The sequence below is a fragment of the Actinomadura sp. RB99 genome, assembly GCF_014706005.1.
Lineage (GTDB): Bacteria > Actinomycetota > Actinomycetes > Streptosporangiales > Streptosporangiaceae > Spirillospora.
This window is the reverse complement of record NZ_JABMCA010000109.1, coordinates 1-23193: the sequence shown is the minus strand read 5'-3', so window position 1 is coordinate 23193 and position 23193 is coordinate 1. Positions and strand designations below refer to the sequence as shown.

General features: G+C 74.2%; 23 protein-coding genes and 1 pseudogene. 14 read left to right on the top strand and 10 right to left on the bottom strand.

Annotated elements, in window-relative coordinates; all coding sequences use genetic code 11:
• The 3 genes from amrb99_RS46375 to nadE form a co-directional block, all read left to right on the top strand.
• A partial coding sequence (locus amrb99_RS46375) for a hypothetical protein (RefSeq protein ID WP_190868481.1) occupies nucleotides 1–197 on the top strand: 197 nt, incomplete at its 5' end.
• 83 nt (nucleotides 198–280) lie between these two features.
• Nucleotides 281–2083, top strand: coding sequence for an ATP-binding cassette domain-containing protein (locus tag amrb99_RS46370; RefSeq protein WP_190868480.1), 1803 nt, complete (start codon nucleotides 281–283; stop codon nucleotides 2081–2083).
• Nucleotides 2084–2119: 36 nt separating this feature from the next.
• Complete coding sequence (gene nadE / locus amrb99_RS46365) at nucleotides 2120–2959, top strand: ammonia-dependent NAD(+) synthetase (protein WP_190868479.1); 840 nt, start codon at nucleotides 2120–2122, stop codon at nucleotides 2957–2959.
• A 7-nt stretch (nucleotides 2960–2966) separates the two neighbouring features.
• Here the strand turns inward: nadE and amrb99_RS46360 are convergent, their stop codons facing one another.
• A complete protein-coding gene (locus amrb99_RS46360; protein WP_190868478.1) occupies nucleotides 2967–3254 on the bottom strand; it encodes a Fe-S cluster assembly protein HesB in 288 nt (95 codons plus the stop codon).
• 138 nt (nucleotides 3255–3392) lie between these two features.
• Here amrb99_RS46360 and amrb99_RS46355 point away from each other — a divergent pair, with 138 nt between their 5' ends.
• The 4 genes from amrb99_RS46355 (at nucleotide 3393) to amrb99_RS46340 (ending at nucleotide 6822) form a co-directional block, all read left to right on the top strand.
• Nucleotides 3393–3575, top strand: coding sequence for a hypothetical protein (locus amrb99_RS46355; protein WP_190868477.1), 183 nt, complete (start codon nucleotides 3393–3395; stop codon nucleotides 3573–3575).
• 91 nt (nucleotides 3576–3666) lie between these two features.
• Nucleotides 3667–4893 (top strand): acyl-CoA dehydrogenase family protein, encoded by a 1227-nt coding sequence (locus amrb99_RS46350; RefSeq protein ID WP_241756576.1) that lies wholly within the window; start codon nucleotides 3667–3669, stop codon nucleotides 4891–4893.
• Nucleotides 4802–5638 carry a phosphate/phosphite/phosphonate ABC transporter substrate-binding protein gene (locus amrb99_RS46345; protein ID WP_190868476.1) on the top strand — a complete coding sequence of 279 codons (837 nt, stop codon included), beginning with the start codon at nucleotides 4802–4804 and terminating at the stop codon, nucleotides 5636–5638. The genes amrb99_RS46350 and amrb99_RS46345 overlap by 92 nt, the downstream gene beginning before the upstream one ends.
• Nucleotides 5635–6822, top strand: coding sequence for a ferritin-like domain-containing protein (locus amrb99_RS46340; RefSeq protein WP_190868475.1), 1188 nt, complete (start codon nucleotides 5635–5637; stop codon nucleotides 6820–6822). Before amrb99_RS46345 ends, amrb99_RS46340 begins: the two co-directional genes overlap by 4 nt.
• Before the next feature lie 23 nt (nucleotides 6823–6845).
• Here amrb99_RS46340 and amrb99_RS46335 read toward each other — a convergent pair whose 3' ends face one another.
• Nucleotides 6846–7280 (bottom strand): hypothetical protein, encoded by a 435-nt coding sequence (locus amrb99_RS46335; RefSeq protein ID WP_190868474.1) that lies wholly within the window; start codon nucleotides 7278–7280, stop codon nucleotides 6846–6848.
• A gap of 404 nt (nucleotides 7281–7684) precedes the next feature.
• The gene (locus tag amrb99_RS46330) at nucleotides 7685–8134 is read right to left on the bottom strand and encodes a MarR family transcriptional regulator (RefSeq protein WP_190868473.1); all 450 of its coding nucleotides are present in this window, start codon (nucleotides 8132–8134) and stop codon (nucleotides 7685–7687) included.
• A 108-nt stretch (nucleotides 8135–8242) separates the two neighbouring features.
• On the opposite strand from amrb99_RS46330, the gene amrb99_RS46325 reads away from it, so the two are divergent.
• The 4 genes from amrb99_RS46325 (at nucleotide 8243) to amrb99_RS46310 (ending at nucleotide 12116) form a co-directional block, all read left to right on the top strand.
• Entirely contained in the window at nucleotides 8243–9154 is a 912-nt protein-coding gene (locus amrb99_RS46325; RefSeq protein ID WP_190868472.1) for an SDR family oxidoreductase, read from the top strand.
• A gap of 16 nt (nucleotides 9155–9170) precedes the next feature.
• Nucleotides 9171–10052, top strand: a complete 882-nt coding sequence (locus tag amrb99_RS46320) for an amidohydrolase family protein (RefSeq protein WP_347257154.1) — start codon at nucleotides 9171–9173, stop codon at nucleotides 10050–10052.
• Complete coding sequence (locus tag amrb99_RS46315) at nucleotides 10049–10504, top strand: MaoC family dehydratase (protein ID WP_190868470.1); 456 nt, start codon at nucleotides 10049–10051, stop codon at nucleotides 10502–10504. Before amrb99_RS46320 ends, amrb99_RS46315 begins: the two co-directional genes overlap by 4 nt.
• Before the next feature lie 85 nt (nucleotides 10505–10589).
• Nucleotides 10590–12116, top strand: a complete 1527-nt coding sequence (locus tag amrb99_RS46310; RefSeq protein WP_190868469.1) for a long-chain-fatty-acid--CoA ligase — start codon at nucleotides 10590–10592, stop codon at nucleotides 12114–12116.
• 52 nt (nucleotides 12117–12168) lie between these two features.
• On the opposite strand, the pseudogene amrb99_RS52875 reads toward amrb99_RS46310, so the two are convergent.
• The 7 genes and pseudogenes from amrb99_RS52875 to amrb99_RS46275 all read right to left on the bottom strand — a co-directional run.
• Nucleotides 12169–12294 (bottom strand): annotated as a pseudogene (locus tag amrb99_RS52875) (hypothetical protein); the annotation flags it as partial.
• A gap of 120 nt (nucleotides 12295–12414) precedes the next feature.
• Nucleotides 12415–13353, bottom strand: a complete 939-nt coding sequence (locus amrb99_RS46300; protein WP_190868468.1) for a fumarylacetoacetate hydrolase family protein — start codon at nucleotides 13351–13353, stop codon at nucleotides 12415–12417.
• Nucleotides 13354–13368: 15 nt separating this feature from the next.
• Complete coding sequence (locus tag amrb99_RS46295; protein ID WP_190868467.1) at nucleotides 13369–14307, bottom strand: VOC family protein; 939 nt, start codon at nucleotides 14305–14307, stop codon at nucleotides 13369–13371.
• A complete protein-coding gene (locus amrb99_RS46290) occupies nucleotides 14307–15332 on the bottom strand; it encodes an amidohydrolase family protein (protein WP_190868466.1) in 1026 nt (341 codons plus the stop codon). Before amrb99_RS46290 ends, amrb99_RS46295 begins: the two co-directional genes overlap by 1 nt.
• Nucleotides 15329–16456: an FAD-dependent oxidoreductase gene (locus tag amrb99_RS46285; RefSeq protein ID WP_190868465.1), complete on the bottom strand. Its 1128-nt coding sequence runs from the start codon at nucleotides 16454–16456 to the stop codon at nucleotides 15329–15331. Before amrb99_RS46285 ends, amrb99_RS46290 begins: the two co-directional genes overlap by 4 nt.
• Nucleotides 16457–16463: 7 nt before the next feature.
• Entirely contained in the window at nucleotides 16464–17423 is a 960-nt protein-coding gene (locus amrb99_RS46280; RefSeq protein ID WP_194737790.1) for a cyclase family protein, read from the bottom strand.
• Nucleotides 17423–18418 carry a fumarylacetoacetate hydrolase family protein gene (locus amrb99_RS46275; protein ID WP_347257153.1) on the bottom strand — a complete coding sequence of 332 codons (996 nt, stop codon included), beginning with the start codon at nucleotides 18416–18418 and terminating at the stop codon, nucleotides 17423–17425. Before amrb99_RS46275 ends, amrb99_RS46280 begins: the two co-directional genes overlap by 1 nt.
• 357 nt (nucleotides 18419–18775) lie before the next feature.
• Here amrb99_RS46275 and amrb99_RS46270 point away from each other — a divergent pair, with 357 nt between their 5' ends.
• The 3 genes from amrb99_RS46270 to amrb99_RS46260 all read left to right on the top strand — a co-directional run.
• Nucleotides 18776–19150 (top strand): BlaI/MecI/CopY family transcriptional regulator, encoded by a 375-nt coding sequence (locus amrb99_RS46270; RefSeq protein WP_347257152.1) that lies wholly within the window; start codon nucleotides 18776–18778, stop codon nucleotides 19148–19150.
• 210 nt (nucleotides 19151–19360) lie between these two features.
• Nucleotides 19361–22147, top strand: a complete 2787-nt coding sequence (locus tag amrb99_RS46265; RefSeq protein ID WP_241756577.1) for a CDP-glycerol glycerophosphotransferase family protein — start codon at nucleotides 19361–19363, stop codon at nucleotides 22145–22147.
• A 46-nt stretch (nucleotides 22148–22193) separates the two neighbouring features.
• Nucleotides 22194–23193: hypothetical protein (locus tag amrb99_RS46260; protein ID WP_206700375.1), on the top strand; the 1000-nt coding region annotated here is incomplete at its 3' end.

Below are 23193 nucleotides of genomic sequence, written 5' to 3'. Positions count from 1 at the left end.
TCCTCGGCTACCACAAGAACGGCGAAGCCACCCGCGAGGCCGTCGGCGACGGCTGGTTCCGCACCGGGGACCGCGGCCGCCGCGAGGCGGACGGATACTTCGGCAGGTGCCGCGCCGGCCGGCCCGCCCCCTGGACGACCCGCCGTTCGTGCCGGCCGCAGCGCGCGCTCCGCGCCGGTGCGGCCGACCAGCCCTGAGGGACATCGTGGCCCCATCTCGTCGCGAGCGTCGTCTTCGACGGCGTCCACTGCGCGCTCGACCTGCCGATGACGGCGGGCACGTGAACCGGGCGGAGCGGACGCCGCGGCGGACCGCGGCCGTCGCCGCGCTGGCCTGGCGGGCGCACCCCGGCGCGACCGCCGGGGCGGTCCTGCTCGCCGTGCTCACCGGGCTCGCGCCGGTCGCGACGGCGTGGCTGACGAAGGGCGTCCTGGACGCGCTCACCACCCACCGGAACCACGACGCCCTGCCCGCCCTCGCGGTGGGGCTCGCCGCCTGCGGGCTGTGCGTCGTCGTCCTGCCGCACGCCTCCACCTACGCGCAGGCCCAGTTGCGCCGGGCGGTGCGGGCCCTCGTCGCGGCCCGGCTGTTCGGGGCGGTCAACGCGCACGGCGGGCTGCGCCGCCTGGAGGACCCGGAGTTCCAGGACACGCTCCGGCTGGCGCACGAGTCCAGCCAGAACGCGCCGGACCGGCTGATCGTCGGGGCCCTGACCATCGCGCAGGCGGCCATCACCATGGCGGGGTTCGTCGGCACGCTGCTGGTGATCAACCCGCTGCTGGTCGCGGTGATCTTCCTGGCGGCGCTGCCCGCGGTCCGCGTCCAGCTCGCGCTGAGCCGGGAGCGGGCCCGCACGATGTGGCGGATCAGCCCGGGGATGCGGCGGGAGATCTTCTACGGAGAGCTGCTGACCAGGCCCGAGGCGGCCAAGGAGGTGCGGCTGTTCGGGCTCGGCGACTTCTTCCGCGCCCGGATGCTCGACGAGGTCCGCGCCACCAACGCCGCCGAGCGGCGGGTCGACCTGAAGACCCTGCGCGGCCAGGGGCTGCTCGCCCTGGTCGGCGGGCTCGTCGCGGGCGGCGGGCTGGTGTGGGCCGTGCTCGCGGCCGCGTCGGGCGGCATCACGGCCGGCGACGTGACGATGTTCGTCGCGGCCGTCGCCGGGGTCCAGGCGGCGCTGACGTCGATCGTCGACCGGTGGGCGGACGCGCACAACGCCCTGCTGCTGTTCGGCCACTACACCGCGATCGTGGAGGCCGAGCCCGACATGCCGGTCCGGCCGGGCAGCCGGCCGGTCCCCGCGCTGCGGCAGGGCATCGAGCTGCGCGACGTGTGGTTCCGCTACAGCGACGACCACCCCTGGATCCTGCGCGGGGTCGACCTGCACATCCCGTGCGGCCGCAGTGTGGCCCTCGTCGGGGTGAACGGCGCCGGCAAGAGCACGCTCGTGAAGCTGCTGTGCCGGCTGTACGACCCGGACAAGGGCTCCGTCCGGTGGGACGGCGTGGACCTGCGCGACCTGGACCCGGCGCAGCTCCGCGAGCGGATCGGCGTCGTCTTCCAGGACTTCATGGAGTACGACCTCACCGCCGCCGAGAACATCATGCTCGGCGACCTGGCGTCCGGCGACGACCCGGACCGCATCCGGGAGGCCGCCGCCCGCGCCGGGGTCCACGACGCCCTGGAGGCGCTGCCGCGCGGCTACGACACGATGCTGAGCAGGATCTTCGCCGACCGCGACGAGGGCTCCGGCGTCGCCCTGTCGGGCGGGCAGTGGCAGCGCCTCGCGCTCGCCCGCGCGTTCCTGCGGCAGAGCCGCGACCTGCTCCTGCTGGACGAGCCGAGCTCGGGCCTGGACGCGGACGCCGAGCACGCCGTCCACGCGTCCCTGCGCCGCCACCGCCGGGGCCGGACCAGCGTTCTCATCTCGCACCGGCTCGGCGCGGTCCGCGACGCGGACGTCATCGTCGTCCTCAGCGAGGGGAGGATCACCGAACGCGGGACCCACGATGAGCTGATGGCGCTGCAGGGAGAGTACGCCCGCCTTTTCACCCTCCAAGCCGACGGCTACGCGAGAAGCTGACGAGCCGCCCCGGATAACGGCGGCTACAGTGTGCCGGTGACGAACCTACGGAAGCGGATAATCGACGAGCTCGGCGTCAAGGCGTCCATTGTTCCGGCGGACGAGATCCGGGAGCGGGTCGCCTTCCTCAAGGACTACGCGCGGTCGACCTCGGCCAAGGGCTACGTCCTCGGGATCAGCGGCGGGCAGGACAGCACTCTGGTCGGGCGGCTGTGCCAGCTCGCCGCAGAGGAACTGCGGGCCGAGGGGTACGAGGCCACGTTCGTCGCGGTCCGGCTGCCGTACGGCGTGCAGGCGGACGAGCACGACGCGCGGGTCGCGCTGGAGTTCATCCGGCCCGACCGGTCGATCGCGGTGAACGTCAGGCCCAGCGCGGACGCCGTCGCGGGAGAGGCGGCGGAGGGCCTGCGCGAGCTGCTGGACGGCGAGCCGGTGCTGCGGGACTTCGTGCGCGGCAACATCAAGGCCCGCGAGCGCATGGTGATCCAGTACGCGATCGCCGGGCAGCTGGGCCTGCTCGTGGTCGGCACCGACCACGCCGCCGAGGCGGTCACCGGGTTCTTCACCAAGTACGGCGACGGCGGCGTGGACGTCACCCCGCTGACCGGCCTGACGAAGCGGCAGGGCGCGGCGCTGCTGCGGGAGCTGGGCGCGCCGCCGAGCACCTGGGAGAAGGTGCCGACCGCCGACCTGGAGGACGACCGGCCCGCGCTGCCCGACGAGGAGGCGCTCGGCCTGAAGTACGGCCAGATCGACGCGTACCTGGAGGGCGTCGACGTCCCCCCGGAGGTGGCGGAGAAGGTGGAGTCGGTCTACCTCGCGACCCGGCACAAGCGGACCGTCCCGGTCTCGCCGCTCGACGACTGGTGGCGCTGAACCGTCCTCAGCGGGTCGGCGCGGTGATGAGGAACGACACCGCGCCCTGGTCGTCGAGGCGGACGTCGAGGACCTTGTCGTGCAGGTAGGCGGCCGCCGCGGAGTCCAGGAACACGCGGGCGCCCTCCGCCTCGACGACCTCGTCGGTCGAGGCGGGGCGCTCCGCCGGCGTCACGGCGAGGAGGGAGGCGTCGCCGTCGAGCGGCGCGATCCGCATGCCGGCACCGCCCGGCAGGCCCGGCCCGCACGACAGATTGCGGATGGCGCTGGCCGCCGTTCCCGTGACGATGAGCACAACGAACTCCTGAGCCTCGCTTGAACCAACCGGTGGCCATGAGTGCCGCATTTTGTCTACCCCGGGGTCTCCGCACCGAATCCGTGACGCGCGCCACGGGTAAGGGAAGGGCCTGACCAGCGATATTCGGGGGAGACGATGAGCGAGCCGACGGCCGGCGGCGGTGCCGGGGACGAGGAGCCGGAAAGCTCCCGGACGGAGGGCGGGGAGGACGCGTCCCGGCGCCGGAAGCGCCCGGACGAGGAGGAGGGCTTCTCGCCGACGTCCCCCGAGGGGCGGGGCGGCGCGCTCGAGGATCTGAGCCCCGACGACTTCGAATAGCGCCGGCGGGCCCGCTGCCGCGTCGGCGCCTCCGGTGATTCCGGCCATTTCGCCGACGCTCCATGAACCCAACGCGAAAAGGAGCGGACGGTTGTCCTACGACTACGCGCGCGCCATTCAGGACGTCATCGAGCAATTCATTCGCCCGCGCGCCGCCGAGGTCGACCGCGCCGGGGCCTTCCCCCGCGCGAACGTCGGCGCGCTGGCGGACGCCGGCCTGCTCGGCCTCATCAGCGCCGAGTCGGCGGGCGGGCGCGGCGAGGGGCTCGGCGCCGCCGCGCACGTCGTCGAGCGGCTCGCGGGCGCCTGCGGGTCCACGGCGATGGTCCTGCTCATGCACTACGCCGCCACCGCGCTGATCGAGGCGCACGGGCCGAAGGACGTCCGGGAGGCGATCGCCGGGGACGCGCACCTCGGCACGCTCGCGTTCTCCGAGGCGGGCTCGCGCAGCCACTTCTGGGCGCCGCTCGGCACCGCCGCGTCCGGCGACGGCGGGCGCGTGCGGCTCGACGCCGACAAGAGCTGGGTCACCTCGGCCGGCGAGGCGGACAGCTACGTCTGGTCGAGCCGGCCGCTCGCCGCCGACGGGCCGATGACGCTCTGGCTGGTGCCGCGGGACCGGGAAGGGCTGAGCGTCCTCGGCGCGTTCGACGGCCTGGGGCTGCGCGGCAACGCGTCCAGCCCGGTGAAGGCCGACGGCGTCCTCGTCGACCGGGAGGACATGCTCGGGGCGGACGGGGAGGGGCTGGACATCGCCCTCGCGACGGCGCTGCCCCACTTCCTGGTCCTGAGCGCGGCGTTCTCGCTCGGGCTGATGGAGGCGCTCACCGCCGAGGCCGCCGCGCACCTGACCCGGACGAAGCTGGAGCATCTCGGGCAGACCCTCGCCGACCAGCCGATGCAGCGCGCGCGGTTCGCCGAGCTGCGGATCCGCACCGACCAGGTCCGCGCGTTCCTGCGCGACGCGCTCGCGGCGCTCGCCGGAGGGCGTGAGGACGCGACGCTGCGCGTCCTGGAGGTCAAGGCCGTCGCCGCCGAGGCGGCGTCCGAGGTCGCGGACGCGACGATGCGGCTCTGCGGCGGTGCGGCGTTCCGCAAGGAGTGCGGTGTCGAGCGGCTGTTCCGCGACTCGCTCGCGGCCCGGTCATGGCGCCGACCACGCAGGCCCTGCACGACTTCGTCGGGCGGGCGAGCCTCGGCATGCCGCTCTTCGAGGGGGCCTCCGGATGACGCTCGTGATGGGCGCCGTCGCCTACGACCCCAAGGTCGTCACGATCTGGGCGGGGTTCCGGGCCTGGTTCGCCCGGCAGGGTCTTGATGTCGACTTCGTCCTCTACTCCCACTACGAGCGGCAGGTGGACGACCTGGCCGCCGGACGCGTCGACGTCGCGTGGAACTCGCCGCTGGCGTGGGTCCGCGCCCGCCGCATGGCCGGCGAACGGCTCGAACCGCTCGCCATGCGGGACACCGACCAGGACCTGACCTCGGTGGTCGTCGTCCGGGAGGACTCCCCGTACAAGGACGTCGCCGACCTCAAGGGCGAGACGGTCGGGACCGGCGCGATCGACTCGCCGCAGGCCACGCTGCTCCCGTCCGCGCTGCTGCGCGAGCACGGGCTCCGGCCGGGGGAGGAGGTCGCGGTCCGGCGGTTCGACGTCGGGGTCGGGCTGCACGGCGACCACGTCGGCGGCGAGCGCGCCGCGGCGCGCGCGATGATGTCCGGCGACGTCGCGGCGGCGTGCATGGTCGACTCCTGCCACCTGCTGTTCGTGCGGGAGGGCACGCTGCCTCCGGGCGGCACCCGGGTGATCGGCCGGACGCGTCCCTACGACCACTGCACCATGACCGCCGCCCGCGCCACGCCCGAGACGGACCGGTTCCGGGACCTGCTGCTGTCGATGGACGCGTCCGACCCGGACGTCCGGACGCTGTTCGACCTCGAAGGGCTCACCGCCTGGCGCCCCGCGCGGACGAGCGGCTACGCGCTCCTCGAACGGGCCGTGGACGACGAGGGGTTCTACGATGCGGCTGGCGCGATCACCGCGCCGGGCTACCGGCCTTGACCGACCCCGTCCTCGACCTCGAGGACCTGGGCTTCGAGAGCGGCGCGCACCTGCTCGTGCAGCGGGCGCTCGGCGACCTGCCGCCGGGCGCGCGGCTCGGCGTCCGGGGCCGCGACCCGCTGCTCGACGCGCACCTGCGCGCGTGGTGCCGCCCGCGCGGCCATACCGTCGCTGCGGGCGAGGAACCCGTGCTCGCCTGGGTCGTGCCGGGAGGCACCGACCGCTGGGCGCGCGCGGAACGGGCGGGCGACGCGAGGGGACCGGACGGCGTCGTCGCGGCGGCGCCCGCGCACTGGGGCCTGGCCGCCAGGGGCGCGCTCGTCGAACCCGGCGGTCCGGAACCGGCATTCGACCTCGCCGAGCGCGACGTGGTCTGGGCGGAGATCGCCCCCGCGCTCTACGCGCACGCCGCGTCCGCGCAGTGGGACCCGGCGACCGCCGTCCCGTGGGACGCCGCTTTCACCCTGCCGCCCGACATCGAGCGGGCCGTCGTCCAGGTGATGACGTACCTCGTGGAGAACGAGCAGGCCGCGCTGGTCGTCCCGGCCCGGCTGCTCGCCCGCGTCCACCCGCACTTCCGCGAGGTCGTGCAGCTCCTGGCGGTCCAGGCGGCGGACGAGGCCCGGCACGTCGAGGTGTTCGCGCGGCGCGCGGCGCTCCGCGGCGGGCCGCTCGGGACGTCCGCCGCCGGCGGCCGCGCGTCCCTCGCCACCCTCCTGACCGAGCCCGACTTCTCGCTGGCGTCCTTCCTGCTGTCGGTACTGGGCGAGGGCACCTTCCTCACCCTGCTCGCGTTCCTCGACCGGCACGCCCCCGACCCGGTGACCCGGCGGGCGGTCCGCCTCGCCCGGCAGGACGAGGCCCGGCACGTCGCGTTCGGCGTCGCGCATCTCCGGCACCGGACCGAGGCCGATCCGCGCTTCCGGTCGCGGCTCCGGGCGGCGGTCGAGCGCCGCCACGACGCCCTCGCCGCGTCCACCGGCCTCAACCAGGACGTCTTCGACGCGCTGGTCCTCCTCGCCGCCGGCGAGTGGTCGCCCCGGGCCGTCCGGCGCGGGCACGCGGCGGTGCTGGACCTGCGGAGGGAGATGGACGAGGGGCGCCGGCGCCGCCTGGCCCACCTCGGCTTCCCCGACGGCGAGGCCGCCGAGCTGTCCGCCCTGCACACCCGCAACTTCATGTAGCCCGCCGGCGCGGGCCACGGCCGTCAGCCTCCGGCGACGGCGACGATCAGGAGCAGGACGACCAGCAGGACCGGGACGAGCGCGCCGATGATGGCGATCGGGCGGGACATCAGCGGCGGGCCGGGATCGGCGGGTTGGCGGTGGGGGCTGCCGTCGGGCGGCGGCATCGGCGGCGCCAGGGAGGCGACCTTGCCGTGCCGGGTGAGGTTGATCAGCACGGTGATCGGCGTCGCGGCGAAGGAGACGTAGCCCCACCAGCCGCCGATCAGGGTCTTGGCCGTCATGTCCCGGAACACCGCCAGGCCGCAGTCCCGGCAGAACGGTCCCTTGGTGTGCAGGAACGACATGATCAGGATCATGCCGCGGTGGCCGCGGAAGGTGGTGTCGGCCGCCGGGACGCAACCGCAGAAGCGGCATTGGGTCCCGTAGTGCGCGGTCTGCTGCGCACCGTGGGGCATGGGCTGGCCGGGCGCCGCGCCGTACGGCGTCTGCTGCGGAGCCGGCGCGTACGGGGCCGGCTGCTGACCGGCATAGGGCTGCCCCGCATACGGCTGACCGGGATGAGGCGCACCGCCATAGGGCTGCCCGCCATACGCTTCCCCGCCGTACGGCTGACCGCCGTACGGCTGACCGCCGTAGGGCTGGCCGCCATAGGGCTGGCCGGCAGAAGGCGCACCAGCGTAAGGCTGACCGGCGTAAGGCGTCTGCTGGGGAGCGCCGTAGGGGGATCCGCCGTTTCCGTACGGCGTTTGGTCCGATGGTGGCTGCACAGCCGCCGCCTCCGCTCTTCAAGGGGGTCGGCTGATCTTGCCATGGGAACGCCGTCCGGGGCGGCGATTCGGGCGCGGCACCCGGCCCCGCGTCAGGAGAGGGCGCGCCAGGTGTCGGTGAGCGTGGTGCGGAACTGGCCGACCTGGCGGGACGTCAGGTCGCGGATCATCCGCTCCTCCAGCTCGCCGATGGGCCCGGCGAGGTCGTCCAGCAGGGCGCGCCCGGCGCCGGTGAGCAGGATGAGCAGCTCGCGCCGGTTCGCGGGGTTGCGCTCGCGGCGGACGAGGCCGCGGGTCTCCAGGGCGCGGACCATGTCGGCCATCGACTGCGCGGTGACGAACGAGTCGCGGGCGAGCTGGGCGGCCGACAGCCCGTCGTGCCGCTCCAGGACGGTGAGCGCCGTGTACTGCAGCGCGGTGATGCCGGCGGGCCTGACCAGCTCCTCCAGCCGCGATCGGACGAGCAGCTCCAGCCGCTTGACCAGGTACAGCAGCGACGGCGGCGACTTGCCGGCGGGCGTCGGCGGCGGGCTGTCGGTCATCGGCTCTCCCTGGTCGCGCGGCACGCGTCCAGGGTAGGGCATTGACAGGAAACCTGTTGAATGTGAACACTGGGCCATCAACAGGATTCCTGTCGATTGTGGGGAGCTATGGAACTGGACGGGAAGGTCGTCGTCGTCACCGGGAGCGGGCGCGGCCTCGGCCTCGCCTACGCCGAGGCCCTGGCGGCCGCCGGCGCCTCGGTGGTGGTCAACGACGTGGACCGGGACGCGGTCGACGCGGCGGTCGCGAAGATCACCGCGGCGGGCGGCACCGCGACCGGCGTCGTCGCGGCGGTCGGCGGCACCGAGACCGCCGACGAGCTGGTCGGCACGGCCGTCCGGGAGTTCGGCCGGCTCGACGTGCTGATCACCAACGCGGGCATCCTGCGGGACCGGGTGCTGTGGAAGATGACCGACGACGACTTCGACGACGTCGTCCGCGTCCACCTGCGCGGCACCTTCACCTGCGCCCGCGCGGCGGCGGCCCGGATGCGCGAGCAGGGCACGGGCGGGCGGCTGATCCTCATCTCCTCCCCGGCCGGGCAGCGCGGCAACTTCGGGCAGACCAACTACGCCGCCGCCAAGGCGGGCATCGCGGCGATGGCGCGCACCTGGGCGATGGAGCTGGCCCGTGCGAACATCACCGTGAACGCGGTCGTGCCGGTCGCGGCGACCGAGATGACCAAGACGATCCCCGCGTTCGGCCCGGTCATCGAGGAGTCCGAGCGCACGGGCGAGCCGCTGCCGGACTGGCTGCGCAAGGACGAGGGCCTCGGCACCGTCGAGGACGTCACCGGCCTGGTCGTCTTCCTGGCCTCGGACGCGTCCAAGGACGTCACCGGGCAGGCGATCGGGATCGGCGGCGACCGGCTGGCGCTGTGGGCGCACCCGAAGGAGAAGGCGGTCGCGTTCGCCGACGGCGGCTGGAGCGCCGAGGCGATCGCCGAAGAGTGGAGCACGGGCGTGGGCGCCGAGCCGGAGACCTACGGCATGCCCGCGCCGAAGGCACCGGAGGGCTGACATGGCCGACCTCACGATCGACGTCGACGCGCTGACCGCGATCGACGTCCACACCCACGCCGAGATCAGCGCGGACGGGCACGGCTCGCTGAGCCCGGAGCTGTTCGGCGCGTCCGAGGAGTACTTCAAGGCGCACGGGCACCGCCAGCCGACCATCCCCGAGATGGCCGCCTACTACCGCGAGCGCGGCATGGCGGCCGTCGTCTTCACGGTCGACGCCGAGCACGCCACCGGCTGGCCGCGCATCGCCAACGAGGAGGTCGCCGAGAGCTGCGCCGAGCACCCCGACGTCCTGATCCCGTTCGCCAGCGTCGACCCGCACAAGGGGCGGGCGGGCGTGCGCGAGGCGCGGCGGCTCGTCGAGCAGTACGGGGTGCGCGGGTTCAAGTTCCACCCGAGCATCCAGGGCTTCGCGCCGAACGACCCGCTCGCGTACCCGCTGTACGAGGCGATCGAGGAGCTGGGCGTCCCGGCGCTGTTCCACACCGGGCAGACCGGCATCGGCGCCGGCGTCCCCGGCGGCGGGGGCATCCGGTTGAAGTACTCGAACCCGATGCTCGTGGACGACGTCGCCGTGGACTTCCCCGAGCTGCGGATCATCCTGGCGCACCCGTCGTTCCCCTGGCAGGACGAGGCCCTCGCCGTCGCCAACCACAAGCCGTACGTGTACATCGACCTGTCCGGCTGGTCGCCGAAGTACTTCCCGCCGCAGCTCGTCCGGTACGCCAACAGCCTGCTGAAGGACAAGGTGCTGTTCGGCTCGGACTACCCCGTCATCACCCCGGACCGCTGGCTCGCCGACTTCGCGAAGCTGGAGATCAAGCCCGAGGTCCGCCCGAAGATCCTCAAGGACAACGCCGCCCGGCTGCTCGGGCTCACCGGCAAGGAGAACGCATGATCACCGTCACCGGTCTCGACGAGATCAAGGCCCTGGCCGGCAAGGACCTCGGCCACAGCCGCTGGCTCGACATCACCCAGGACCGGGTGAACACCTTCGCCGACGCCACCGACGACCACCAGTGGATCCACACCGACCCCGAGAAGGCCAAGGACGGCCCGTTCGGCGCGGCCATCGCGCACGGCTACCTGACGCTGTCGCTGGTCATCCCGCTGTTCAACGACCTGCTCGGCATCCAGGGCACGAAGATGAGCATCAACTACGGCCTGGAGAAGGTCCGGTTCCCGAGCCCCGTCCGCGTCGGTTCGAGGATCCGGCTCGCCGGCAGGGTCGCCGACGTGACCGACGTCCCGGGGAACGGCGTGCAGATGGTCTGCGACTTCACCGTCGAGATCGACGGCGAGGCCAAGCCCGCCTGCGTCGCCCAGGCCGTCTACCGCCACTACGCCTGACCGCCCTTCCCGCCCGCCCCGGCCCCGATCGGGCCGCGCGGCCGGCCATCCGCAAACGCTGCTCAGCAAGAGGAGTGAGAACACCGTGGTGAACGCAGGACTCGGGGGATGGCCGGCCAGGCGGGCCGCGATGTCGCCCGGCCGCACCGCCTTCGTCTTCCGGGACCGCCCGACGACGTACGGGGAGGCCCACGACCGGACGGCGCGGCTCGCCGGCCGGCTGCGCGCCGCCGGCGTCGGCAAGGGCGACCGGGTCGCCTACCTCGGGCCGAACCATCCGGCGTTCGCCGAGACGATGTTCGCCGCGCACGTGCTCGGCGCCATCTTCGTGCCGCTGAACTTCCGGCTCGCCGCGCCGGAGATCGACTACATGCTCGGCCACAGCGGCGCGTCCGTGCTGGTCTACGCGCCCGAATGCGCGCCGGTCGTCCGCGCGGCCGAGCGGGCGCCCGCGACCGTCGTGGCGGTCGGCGAGCCCGCCGAGGGCGAACTCGCCTACGAGGAGTGGCTCGCGGGCGGCGACCCGGCCCCGACCGACACGGAGGTCACGCTCGACGACGTGGCGTGCATCCTCTACACGTCCGGCACCACCGGACGTCCCAAGGGCGCGATGCTCACCCACGGGAACCTCGTCTGGAACTGCTACAACCTGCTCGTCGGCGTGGACGTCGCGGGCGACGAGGTGACGCTGGTCAGCGCGCCGCTGTTCCACGTCGCGGCGCTGAACCAGTGCCTGCTGCCGACGTTCCTCAAGGGCGGATGCTCGGTCATCATGCCGTCCTGGGACGTCGAGGAGTGCCTCGACCTCATCGAGCGGCACCGCGTCACCTGGATGTTCGGCGTCACCGCCATGTTCGCCGCGCTCGCGCAGTCACCGCGCTGGGACGGCGCGGACCTGTCGTCCGTCCGCAGCCTGATGTCCGGCGGCGCGCCGGTGCCGACCGGGCTGATCCACACCTACCAGGAGCGCGGCCTCGTCTTCTGCCAGGGCTACGGCCTCACCGAGACGGCGCCGGGCGCGACGTTCCTCGAAGCCGCGCAGAGCGAGCGCAAGGCCGGGTCGGCGGGGGTGCCGGTGTTCTTCACCGGCGTCCGGTGCGTGCGCCCCGACCTGACGGACGTGGAGCCCGGCGAGCCCGGCGAGGTCGTCATCAAGGGGCCGAACGTCACGCCGGGCTACTGGAACGCCCCCGAGGCGACCGCGTCCGCGTTCACCGACGACGGCTGGTTCCGCTCCGGCGACATCGCCCACGTCGACGACGAGGGCTACTTCTACATCGTCGACCGGGTGAAGGACATGTTCATCTCCGGCGGCGAGAACGTCTACCCGGCGGAGGTCGAGAACGCGATCTTCGAGCACCCGGCCGTCGCCGAGGCCGCGGTGATCGGCGTCCCCGACGCCCGGTGGGGCGAGGTCGGCCGGGCCTTCGTCGTCACCGCCCCCGGCGCCGCGCTGGACCTCGCCGAACTGCGGGAGTTCCTCGCCGGCCGCCTCGCCAAGTACAAGATCCCCGTGTACCTGGACGTGGTCGACGACCTGCCCCGCACCGGCTCCAACAAGGTGCAGAAGGCCCGCCTCCGAGACCTCCCCCTCCCACCCCCGACCCGTTGACGTGCGGCGGGCCGTCGCCATGAGCGGCCTCATGGCGACGGCCCGCCGCGACTCAACGGAGGGCGTCGGAGATGGGCTTGGCGCCGGTGATGTAGGACGCCTCGTCGGAGACGAGGAACACCACCAGCGGGGCGATCTCGTCCACGGTGCCGGGCCCGCCAGGTGACGCCCGCGTTGTTGACCAGGCCGTCCACCCGGCCGTGGGTCGCGCGGAGCCAGGCGGCGAGACCGGCCCAGCCGGGCTCGGACGTCACGTCCAGGCGCCGGTACACCGCGCCGTCCGGCGGCGCGACCCGGTTCACGGGCGCTCCCGGGTCCGCTTGCGCGCGGGCGGGATCGGGACGGGTGCCGCTCCCGGGACGATCGTGTTGGACACCGTGCCGATGCCCTCGACGGTGAGCGCGACCGTGTCGCCCGGCACCAGCGGCGGCGGGTCCTGCGCGCCGCCGCGCCCCCACAGCTCGGCGAGGCAGCCGCCGTTGCCGCAGGTCCCCGAGCCGAGGACGTCGCCGGGCCGCAGCCGGGCGCCGCGCGAGGCGTAGGCGACGAGGTCCTCGAACGGCCAGCCCATGTTCGACAGCAGGTCCCGCCCGACGACCTCGCCGTTGACCTCGGCGGTCAGCGCGAGCCGCAGGAACCCGTCGGCGTCTCGGTAGGGCTCCAGCTCGTCGGCGGTGACCAGCCACGGCCCGAGCGTCGTCGCGAAGTCCTTGCCCTTGCACGGGCCGAGCCCGACCCGCATCTCCCGCGACTGCAGGTCCCGCGCCGACCAGTCGTTGAAGACGGTGTAGCCGAAGACGTGGTCGCGGGCCTGCTCGGGGGACAGGTCGGCGCCCGCCCGGCCGATGACGGCGGCGACCTCCAGCTCGAAGTCGAGCGCCCGGCAGCCGGGCGGCAGCGGCACGTCGTCGTGCGCGCCGACCATCGCGTGCGGGTTGGAGAAGTAGAACGCCGGCGCGTCGTACCAGGCGTCCGGGACGCCGGACGCGCCGTCCACGGCCTTCCGGACGCCCTCGACGTGCTCCTCGAACGCGACGAAGTCCCGCACGGACGGCGGTTCCAGCGGCGGCAGGAGCCGCACGTCCGCGAGCGGGACCGCCGGGCCCGCCGGCGCCGGGACCGAACCGGACGCGACGACGTCGAGGAGGGCGGTGCCGTCCGGGAACGGAAGCACCCGGTCGCCCTCGACGGCGCCGCAGCGGCGGGCGCCCTGGTGCAGGTACGTGGCGAGACGCATGGGGCTCCTTGCGGATCAGACGGGCGGGGCGACGAAGACGCCGCGGTCGGGGTCGTTGAACGACTCCTTGGCGATGAGCTCGTTCATCGGGTTGGCGGTGCCCCACTGGTCGGTGACGTCGGGGTCGGAGAAGTCGTACAGGTGCGGGTGCCAGGAGTCCTCGTCGAGGGTCTCCAGCTCGGTGGTGTACTCGACGGTGTTGCCGTGCGGGTCGAGGAAGTAGGAGAAGGTGTTGTCGCCCGCCTTGTGCCGCCCCGGCCCCCAGATCATCCGGACCCCGGCACGCAGCAGGCGGCCGGTGCCGAACATGTACTCGTCCAGCCCCCGCATCTCGAACGACACGTGGTGCAGCGACGTGTGCGGCCCCTTCGCGATCGCCATGCTGTGGTGCTGCGGGTTGCAGCGCATGAAGTGCATGACCTTGCCCATGTGCGGGGACGTCAGCGTGTCGCTGAGCGCGAAGCCGAGGTGCGTCTCGTACCAGGCGCGGGTGGCGTCCAGGTCGGGGGCGTTGAGCACGACGTGCGACAGCCGGACCGGGACCGCCTCGCGTTCCTCCAGCCTCCGGTGCTCGCGGACGGCGACGTCCGCCGACACCTCGACGGTCCGGCCGTCGAGGTCGAAGAACCGGAACCCGTAGCCGCCGCCGGGTGTGGCGAGCTTCCCGGGCTCGGCGACGATCGTGACGCCGGCCGCGCCGAGCCGGGCGGCGAGCGCGTCGACGTCGGCGGGGGACGCGGCGCCGAACGACACCAGGTCGAGGCGCTTCTCGTCCGCCGTCCTGAGCCGGACGACGTACTGCTCCGGCGACCCCTCCGCCGCCAGGAACGAGATGCCGGTGTCGCCCGCGACCTCGGTCAGGCCCCAGACGCCCGAGTAGAACTCGCGCTGCCTGCCGTAGTCGGGGACGGCGAGGTCCACATGGCGCAGATGGGTGATGAGGCGGTCGGGCATCAGTGCTCCTTGAGGTCGAAGAGGGCGACGGCGTTGCCGCCGCGCACGGCGTCCAGGCCGGGGCCGGGCGGCAGGGCGGCGCGCAGCCGGTCGAGCGGGTCGTCCACCCCCATGTCGAAGGGGTGGTCCGAGCCGAGGACGACCTGCGACGCGCCCGCCGCCGCGATCAGCGCGCGGAGCGCGTCCGGCTCGTAGACGAGCGAGTCGAACCAGATCCGCCGCAGGTAGGCGCTCGGCGGTTCGGCGCAGGCGCGCGCCTCGGGACGCACCCGCCAGCCGTGGTCGGCGCGGCCCAGGTAGGTCGGCAGGTAGCCGCCGCCGTGCGCCGCGACGACCTTCAGCCCGGGGTGCCGGTCGAGCACGCCGGAGAAGATCAGGTGCGACAGCGCGACGGCGTTCTCGGCCGGCTGCCCGACGATGTTGGACAGGTAGTACCGGTCGAGCCGCTCGTCCAGCGTGCAGCCGAACGGGTGCAGGAACACCACCGCGCCGGACGCGGCGGCCCGCGCCCACAGCGGATCCAGCTCCGGGTCCGACAGCTCGCGGCCGGGGGCGTGCGAGGAGATCTCGACGCCCTTCAGCCCGAGCGTCAGCGCGTGGTCGAGCGCCTCGACGGCGAGGTCCGGATGCTGGAGCGGGACGAGCCCGAGCCCATGCAGCCGGTCCGGCGCCTGCGCGCAGTGCGCGGCGGTGGCCTCGTTCGCCATCGTGAACACGGTGCGGGCCAGGTCCGGCGCGGTCCAGTAGTGGTAGTGCGACGGCGACGGGCTGACGATCTGCACGTCCACCCCGGCGGCGTCCATGTCGGCGAGCTGCGCCTCGATCCGCGTCAGCCGCTCGAACCGCTCACCGATCATCTTGCCGCCGACCCGCAACGACTCCGGGCCGTTGCGGCGCGCGTCCAGTTCCCGGTGCTCGGCGTGGCCGGGCGCGCCGGCGACCGCCTCTTCGATCTGCGGCAGCAGCACGTGCGCGTGCACGTCGACGGTGAGGACGCCCGCGGCCCCCGGGTTCCCTTCGCTCACGGCTTCTCCGACACGATCGCGCTGATACGGCCCATGAGGCCGGGGACGTCGGCGTCCGGGGACGGGTGCAGCTGCCACTCCGCGAGCTGCACCGACGCCTCGACGACCGCCTTGGCGCGCTCGAACCGCCGGTCCATGAACGCGTCGAACAGCGCCTGGTCGAGCCGGTCGGCGCCCAGCAGCAGCTCGGCGAGGACGGCGGCGTCCTCCAGGCACTGCGCCGCGCCCTGCGCGAGCGTCGGCGGGCACGCGTGCGCCGCGTCCCCGATCAGGACGGTCCGGCCCCGGTTCCACGGCCGGTCGACCAGCAGCGACTCGAACCAGGTGTAGTTGATCCGGTCCGGGTCGGTGATGTCGGCGCGGATCTCGTCCCAGGCGCCGCCATAGCCCTCGGCGAGCGCGCGCATGTGCGCCGGCTTGTCGGCGTCCGCGACCGACTCGCGGGGCCGCGCCTTCTCCACCAGGTAGGCGTACATGGTGTCCGGGCCGGTCGGGCAGTACCCGGCGATGAAGCACGGCCCGCCGTAGATCAGGTCGGTCCGCTCGACGCCCTTGGGACGGCGCGTGTGGATCCGCCAGATGCCCATCCCGGTCGGCTCCGGCGACACGTCGACGCCGATCAGCCCCCGCACCGCGGAGCGGATGCCGTCGGCGCCCACGACCAGGTCGTACGTGCCGGTCGATCCGTCGGACAGGTGCGCGGTGACCCGGTCGCCGGAGTCGTCGAGCGCGGTGGCGGTGAGGCCGAACCGGACGGTCGCGCCCGCGTCCCGCACCGCGTCCGCGAGCACCGCCGCCAGCTCGGGACGGTTCATGCCGAGCGTCGCGGGCAGGTCCGGGCCGCCGGTCCGCGCGTCCGGGATCTCCGCGATGAGCGTCCCGTCCGGCGCCCGCAGGCCGAGCACGTCGAACGCGTACCCGGACGCGCTCACCCGGTCCCACACGCCGAGGTCGCGCAGGACCCGCAGCGCGTTGCCCTGCAGCGTGATCCCCGAGCCGAGCGCCCCGGCGCCCGGCGTGATCTCCGCGACGTCCACCGCGACGCCGCCCCGCGCCAGCAGGGCGGCCAGCGCCGAACCGGCCGTGCCGCCCCCGACGATCAGGACGTTCCCGACTGCTGCCATGCCGACCTCACTTCACCGCGATGGGATTGACGGGGGCGCCGACCGCGCCGGTGACCGGGATCGGCCCGGCGGCCAGCCAGAACTCGTGCACGCCGTCGGCCGCGCAGTCGGCCGCGAGCGCGTCCAGGTCCCACAGCTCGCCGATCAGCAGGCCCATGTTCGGGATCGCGACCTGGTGCAGCGGCTGGAACGCGTCGTCGAACTCGTTGGGCCGGACCTCGACCCCCCACGTGTCGGTGGCGATCGCGGCGATCTCGGTGCGGTGCAGCCATCCGGCCGTGGTGAACGACAGGCCGGGTGCGGGACCGCCCGCGTAGTCGCCCCAGCCGTCCCGGCGCGCGCGCGTGAGCTGCCCGGTGCGGACGCAGACGATGTCGCCGCGCCCGACCGTCACGCCGTGCGCGTCGATGGCCGCCTGGAGATGCTCCTCGGTGATGGCGAAGCCGTCGGGCAGCTCGCCGTCCTCGCCGGCGACGCGCCCCACGTCCAGCAGGACGCCGCGCCCCGCGACCGGAGCGGCCATGTGCTCGATGCCGGTGACCAGGTCGCCGTCGGACGTGACGACCTTCTCCGCCGGGCGGCCGTTCCACGCCTTGCCGTGGTCGAAGATGTGGCCGAGGCCGTCCCACTGCGTGGAGCACTGCAGCGGCATCGCCACCACGTCGTCCGCGCCGCCGATGCCGTGCGGGAAGCCCTGGTTGCCGAGCGCCGCGTCCGTCCCGGTGTCCAGCATCGTGTGGACGGGGTTGGTGCGGCGCCGCCAGCCCTTCTGCGGGCCGTTCATGTCGAACCGCTGCGACAGCGAGAACGACGCGCCCCGCCGGACCAGCGCCGCGCCCTCGCGCCGCTTGGCCTCGTCGATGAAGTTCACGGTGCCGAGCACGTCGTCGTCGCCCCAGCGCCCCCAGTTGGAGTACTTCGCGGCGGCCTCGGCGATCGCGCCTTCGGGGTCGGTGCGGTCGGGCATCACGCGTCCTCCGCGCCGGCGGATTCGGCGACGCACCGGTTGCGCTGCGCGCCGAGGCCCGTGATCGAGCCCTCCATGACGTCGCCGGGCCGCAGCAGCCGCCCCCAGTGCATGCCGTTGCCGGCCGGGCTGCCGGTCAGGACCAGGTCGCCGGGCAGCAGCCGGACGGTCCGTGACGCGTACGCCACCAGCCGCGCCACGCCGAAGATCATGTCCTTGGTGGACTCGTCCTGCATGACGTCGCCGTTCAGCCGCAGCGTGACCCGCAGGTCCCCGGGGTCCCGGACGAACGCCGAGGGGACCAGGTACGGGCCGAGCGGGGTGAACGTCGGCGGGTTCTTCGCGCGCAGCCAGTCCGTGCCGATCTCCGGCATGTCCCGGCGGAACACCGCCTCGCGCGCCGTCAGGTCGTTGGCGATCGTGTAGGCCGCGACGTGCTCCAGCGCCTCGTCCGCCGGCACCCGGTACGCCGGGCGGCCGATCACCGCGGCCAGCTCCAGCTCCCAGTCCGGCTTCTCGCACCAGTCCGGGATCACCACGTCGTCGTAGGGGCCCGTCACCGAGGAGGGCAGTCCGATGAACATGTACGGCCGGTCCTCGGCCGCGCGCCGGTCCATCATCGCGGCCGTCTCCTCGCGCACCTGCTCGGCGGGCCGCCCGCCCTCCGGCTCGTGCGCCACCGCGAGGTCGATGACGTGCGTGCGGTAGTTGGCGCCCGACTGCAGGATCTGCCGAGGCTCGACCGGCGTGTGCACCGCCAGCCCGTCGAGCGGCAGCCGCTCGCCGCCCGACTCCGCCGCGGCGTGCAGCAGCGGGAGGGCGTCGTCCCAGCTCTCCAGCAGGCCGCGGGTCGTGGCCCCGCCGCCCGGCAGGCCCGGGACGGTGCGCAGGTCCAGGACCCGCCCGTCCTGGACCAGGCCCGCGAACCGCGGGCCGCCGCCGCTGGAGAAGGTGCCGACCGCGAAGGGGCCGGACCGGTGCGCGTGATCTTCCACGGGGTGTCCTCTCGATGTCCGCCTTAACCTTGCGGCAACCAGGGCTGATCTGGGAAATCGATTCCTCGTATGGCTTTCATCGACCGCATGGATAGGTAACGCGTGAACCTGGGAGCGGCTGTTCACCAGCCGCGCCGACTTCGACCCGGCCACCGAGGGGCGCGAGTTCACGATTGGCTCCGCGAGACCGCCGCACGCGTCGCCGCCGGCCTGACCGCCCTCACCCCGAACCCGGAAGCCGGGGGCGCGGCCGCCGGCGAGCGACACCAGGCCGGCGCGTGACATCATGCCGCGTGGACGGGCGGGGGCGGTCCTTCTACTATTGACGTAGTAAACCCGCTGCGGGGGCGAGGCATTGTGAACGAGGACGACCGGGGGCGGCGCCCGGCGGGCATGCTGGAGGACGCCGTGCTGGCCGTCCTGTGGGACGGCGCGCGCCCGATGAGCCCCGCCGACGTGCAGGCCGTGCTGCCCGGCGCCCCCGCGTACACGACGGTGATGACCACGCTGGCGCGGCTGGCCCGCAAGGGGCTGGCGAGCCGCGAGCGGGAGGGGCGCGGGTTCGTGTACTCCGCGGCCGTTGACGAGGCCGGCCACACCGCCGCCGCGATGAACGAGCTGCTGCGCCGCCGCCGCGACCGCGCCGCAGTGCTGGCCCGGTTCGTGTCCGAGCTGGCGCCCGAGGACGAGGAACTGCTCCAGCGGCTGCTGAGCGAGGGCGGCGAGGGCTGAGGCCCGGCCCGCGGGACAGGGGCCTTGATCGCCCGTCCGGACGCGCTGCCCGCTGTCGCGGCGAAGGGCGACCGGTCGGGGAGTTTCCGCCCGGTCCGGGGTATATCCCCAGGCCGGGCGCGGTGCGCCCGGCGCTTACGTTCCGATTACCCGCAGGCTCTTACTATCGCGATAGTAGGTGCTGGCCGAGGAGCGAGGGCGGTGGAGCCGATGCCACCCGAACCCGACGTGACCGTCGTGGTGATCGTCTACAACGACGCGTCGCGGCTGCCCCGCGCCGTCCGCTCGGCGCTCGGGCAGTCGCTGCCCGGCGTCGAGGTCGTGATCGTCGACGACGCGAGCACCGACGCGACGCCCGCCGTCGCCGCCCGGCTGGCGGCCCGGGACCCCGGCCGGGTGCGCGCCTTCACCCTCCCGGTGAACTCCGGCGGCTGCGGACGGCCGCGCAACATCGGCCTCCGGCACGCCAAGGGCCGCTACGTGATGTTCCTCGACAGCGACGACACCCTCGACCCGCACGCCTGCCGGAACATGGTCGCCGCCGCCGACGACTCCGGAGCCGACCTCGTGTCCGGCCGCTGCGTCCGCGTCCTGCCCGACCGCGAGCACTCCTGGTACGCGCGGCTCTACCGGGAGAGCGCCGTCTACGACGACATCCTGGACAACCCCGACCTCCTCTACGACACGCTGGCGACCAACAAGTGCTACCGGCGCGAGTTCCTCGACCGCGCCGGGCTGCGCTTCGCCGACCGGCTGCACTACGAGGACCTGCTCTTCAGCGCCGAGGCCTACCTCGGCGCGAACCGGATCGCGGTCATCCCGCACCGGGTCTACAACTGGCTGGTCGACCCGCGCGGCGGCACCCTGTCGATCAGCAACCGGCGCGCCGAGCTGAGCAACTTCGCCGACCGGCTGGAGATCCACCGGCGCATCGACGCGGCGCTGCGCGCGCGCGGCGCGGACGAGATCGCGCTGGTCAAGGACGTCAAGTTCGTCAACCACGACCTGCTGCTCTACCTGCGCGAGCTGCGCAGCCGCGACCCCTGGCACCGCGAGGCGTTCGTCGGGCTGGCCCGCCCCTACCTCGAACGGCTGGACGACGCCGTGTTCGAGGCCGCGGACAAGATGCCCGCCATCGCCGCGCTGATGGTCCGCGAGCGCGACATCGAGGCGGCGATGGCCGCCGCCGACCACGCCCCGAAGGGCGGCGGCCGGCCCGTCCTGTCGATCGCCCCCGCCGAGCGGGACGGCCGGATCTACTGGACCGGCAACCACCTCGGCGCCGCGCCGGCCCGCCGCGTCCTCGACATCACCGGCCTCGGCGTGCACTCGGCGCCGCTGTCCGAGCTGGTCCTCGGCGGCCGGGTCACCGCGATGCGCCGGGACGGCAAGGCGCTGCGCATGTCCGGCACCGTCGTCAACCCGCTCGGCCGCATCCCCGAGGACGCCGAGCTCGGCGGCCGGCTGGAGATCCGCGACCGGCGGCGGCCCGGCCGGGCGTTCGGCGTCCCGGCGACCGTGCGGCGCGAGAACGGCCGGATCGCCTGGGAGACGGTCTTCTTCCCCGCCCAGGTGATCCGCCCGATCGGGCTGGTCGACCAGACGTGGGGCGTGTGGCTCCGGCTGACCGTCGGCGGCACCCCCGTCGAGGTGCGGCTGACGTCGGAGGGCACCGCGCACTGCGACCTCGCCGTGCCCGTCCGGCCGCGCCTGAGCCGCGCGGCCGGCGACCGGCTGGAGGCCTACGTCGCCGCGACCGGCGAACTCGCGCTGCGGATGGCGGCCGGGCGCTGGCCCGCCCGCGTCACCCTGCCCGCGCTGCGCCGGGTCGCCCGCACGGGCGCCGGGCGGCGCTGGTGGCGCCGGTTCGTCCGTGCCGAGCGCGGGCTGCGCGAGCGGTTCGCGGCCCGCCGGACGAAGATCGCGGTGTTCAACCGGGTCCTGGTGCGGCTCCCGGTCAGCAAGGGCACCGTCGTGTTCGAGAGCCGGCACGGCGCCCGGTACTGCGGCGATCCCAAGTACGTCTTCCGGGCGCTGCGCGACAGCGCCGCCCCGTACCGGGCGATCTGGTCCTACCGCGATGACCGGCGCGGCTTCCCCGACGAGGCGCTGCTGGTCAAGCGCGGTTCGTGGGCCTACTACCGGGCGCTGGCCCGCGCCGATTTCTGGGTCGACGACCAGAGCCTGCCCGCCGGGCTGGTGAAGCGCCCGCAGACCACCTACGTGCAGATCCCGCGCGGCCCGGCCCCGACGCCGCCGGACGAGCCGACGGACGGGCAGGGCGCGCTCGCCGCCCGCGACCGCGCCGATCATCTCATCGTGCGGTCCGAGCACGACGTCCCCGCGCCGGGCGGCGGCGCAGGCGCCGAACCGCTCCGGTCGGGCTGCCCCCGCAACGATCCGCTGATCACCGGCGGCGACCCGCACGAACTGGCGGCGCTGCGGCGGCGGCTCGGGCTGAGCGGGGACCGGCGCTACGCGGTGCTGTACGCCCCGGCGCTGCGGACCGGCGACGGCGACCGGCCCCTGGAGCTCGCGTTCCCGCTGGAACGGTTCGTCCGGGAACTCGGCGGGACGCACGTCCTGCTCGTCCGCCCGGCCGGCGGCGGGAGCGCGGTCATCCCGCCCGGCATGGACGGCACCGTCATCGACACGGCGGCCGTCCACGACGCGACGCACCTGATGCTGCTATCCGACGCGCTGGTCACCGACGAGGCCCCGATCATGTTCGACTACGCGCTGCTGGACCGGCCGATGGTCTTCTACACTCCGGACCGTACGCGTCTCCGGACCGGCGGCCGGGGCCTCCCCGCCCCGACGCCCGGACCGGTCGCCGAGGACGAGGACGGGCTCCTGGCCGCCCTCGGCGACCTGGACGGCGTGCGGACCGGGTACGCCGCCGCCCGCCGCCGGTTCTCCGAGCTCCACGGCGAGTACGACACGGGCACCGCCGCCAAGGCGATCGTCGAGCGGTTCTTCGCCGGCGAGGGACGCTGATCGGCGACCCGCTGGTGTACTACCGGGTTTGTAGTAGAAAGAGACCATGCCGACCGCAGTGAACGCACCGCCCCGGACGGGGAGCGCCGACGGCGCCGTCCCCTGGGTGACGGTGGTCGCGCTGGCGTTCACCGCCGCGCAGCTGCGTTTCGTCCCGGCCGGCATGACGCTCGGCGCGGGCGAGGTCGGCAACGTGTGGCAGGCCCGCAGCGGCGACCCGGGCGCCTTCCTCGACGTGTCGCGCGGGCACGCGACCGTCGCGCTGGTCGCCCCGGTCGTCCAGGCGACCTCCTCCACCGCGGCGATGCGGATCTACCTCGCGGTCGCCTCCGGCGCGGGGCTGTTCGCCGCGCTGTGGGCGTGGCGGCCCCTGCACCGCCCCGAGACGCTGGCGGGCGCGGGCGTGCTGTTCGGCGGGCTGTGGGCGGCGCAGCTCTACGGGTCCCAGGCGATGCCCGACCTGTGGTGCGCGCTCGGGGCGCTCGCCGCGGCCGGCTGCTTCCTGCGGGTCGCCCGCGACCGGCAGGACTACCCCGCGATGCTCGGGCTCACCGCTAGCCTCGCGCTCGTCGCGGCGATGCGGCCGTCGCAGGCGTTGTGGCTGGTCCTGCCGCTGTGCGCCGCCCTGGCCGTCGTCCCCGCGTGGCGGCACCGCGAGGCGGTCGTCAGCGTCCTGGCCGGGCTGGTCCTGGACATGACGGCGTGGCTCGTGCACGAGCACGGCGGTTCCGGGTCGGAACCCGTCCAGCGCGCCCAGCGCGCCGCCGCGCGCGGGTCGGGATGGGTGGACGGCTGGCCCGGCTGGTCGGGCGTCGCGGCGGTGGCGGTGTTCCTCGCCGTCGGCGGGCTGGTGGCCGCGTCCGGCGGGCGGCGGCCCGGCAACGCGCTGCTGCCGATGGCTGTCGCGGCGTGGATGCTGGTGCCGGGGGCGTTCGCCGGTCCCGGGACGGCGGCGGGCTTCCTGCTCACCGCGGGGGCGCTGGCGGCCGTGCCCGCCGCGGCCGGCTGCGTGCGGGCGCTCATCCGGGCGCGGCGCCGGCCGCTGG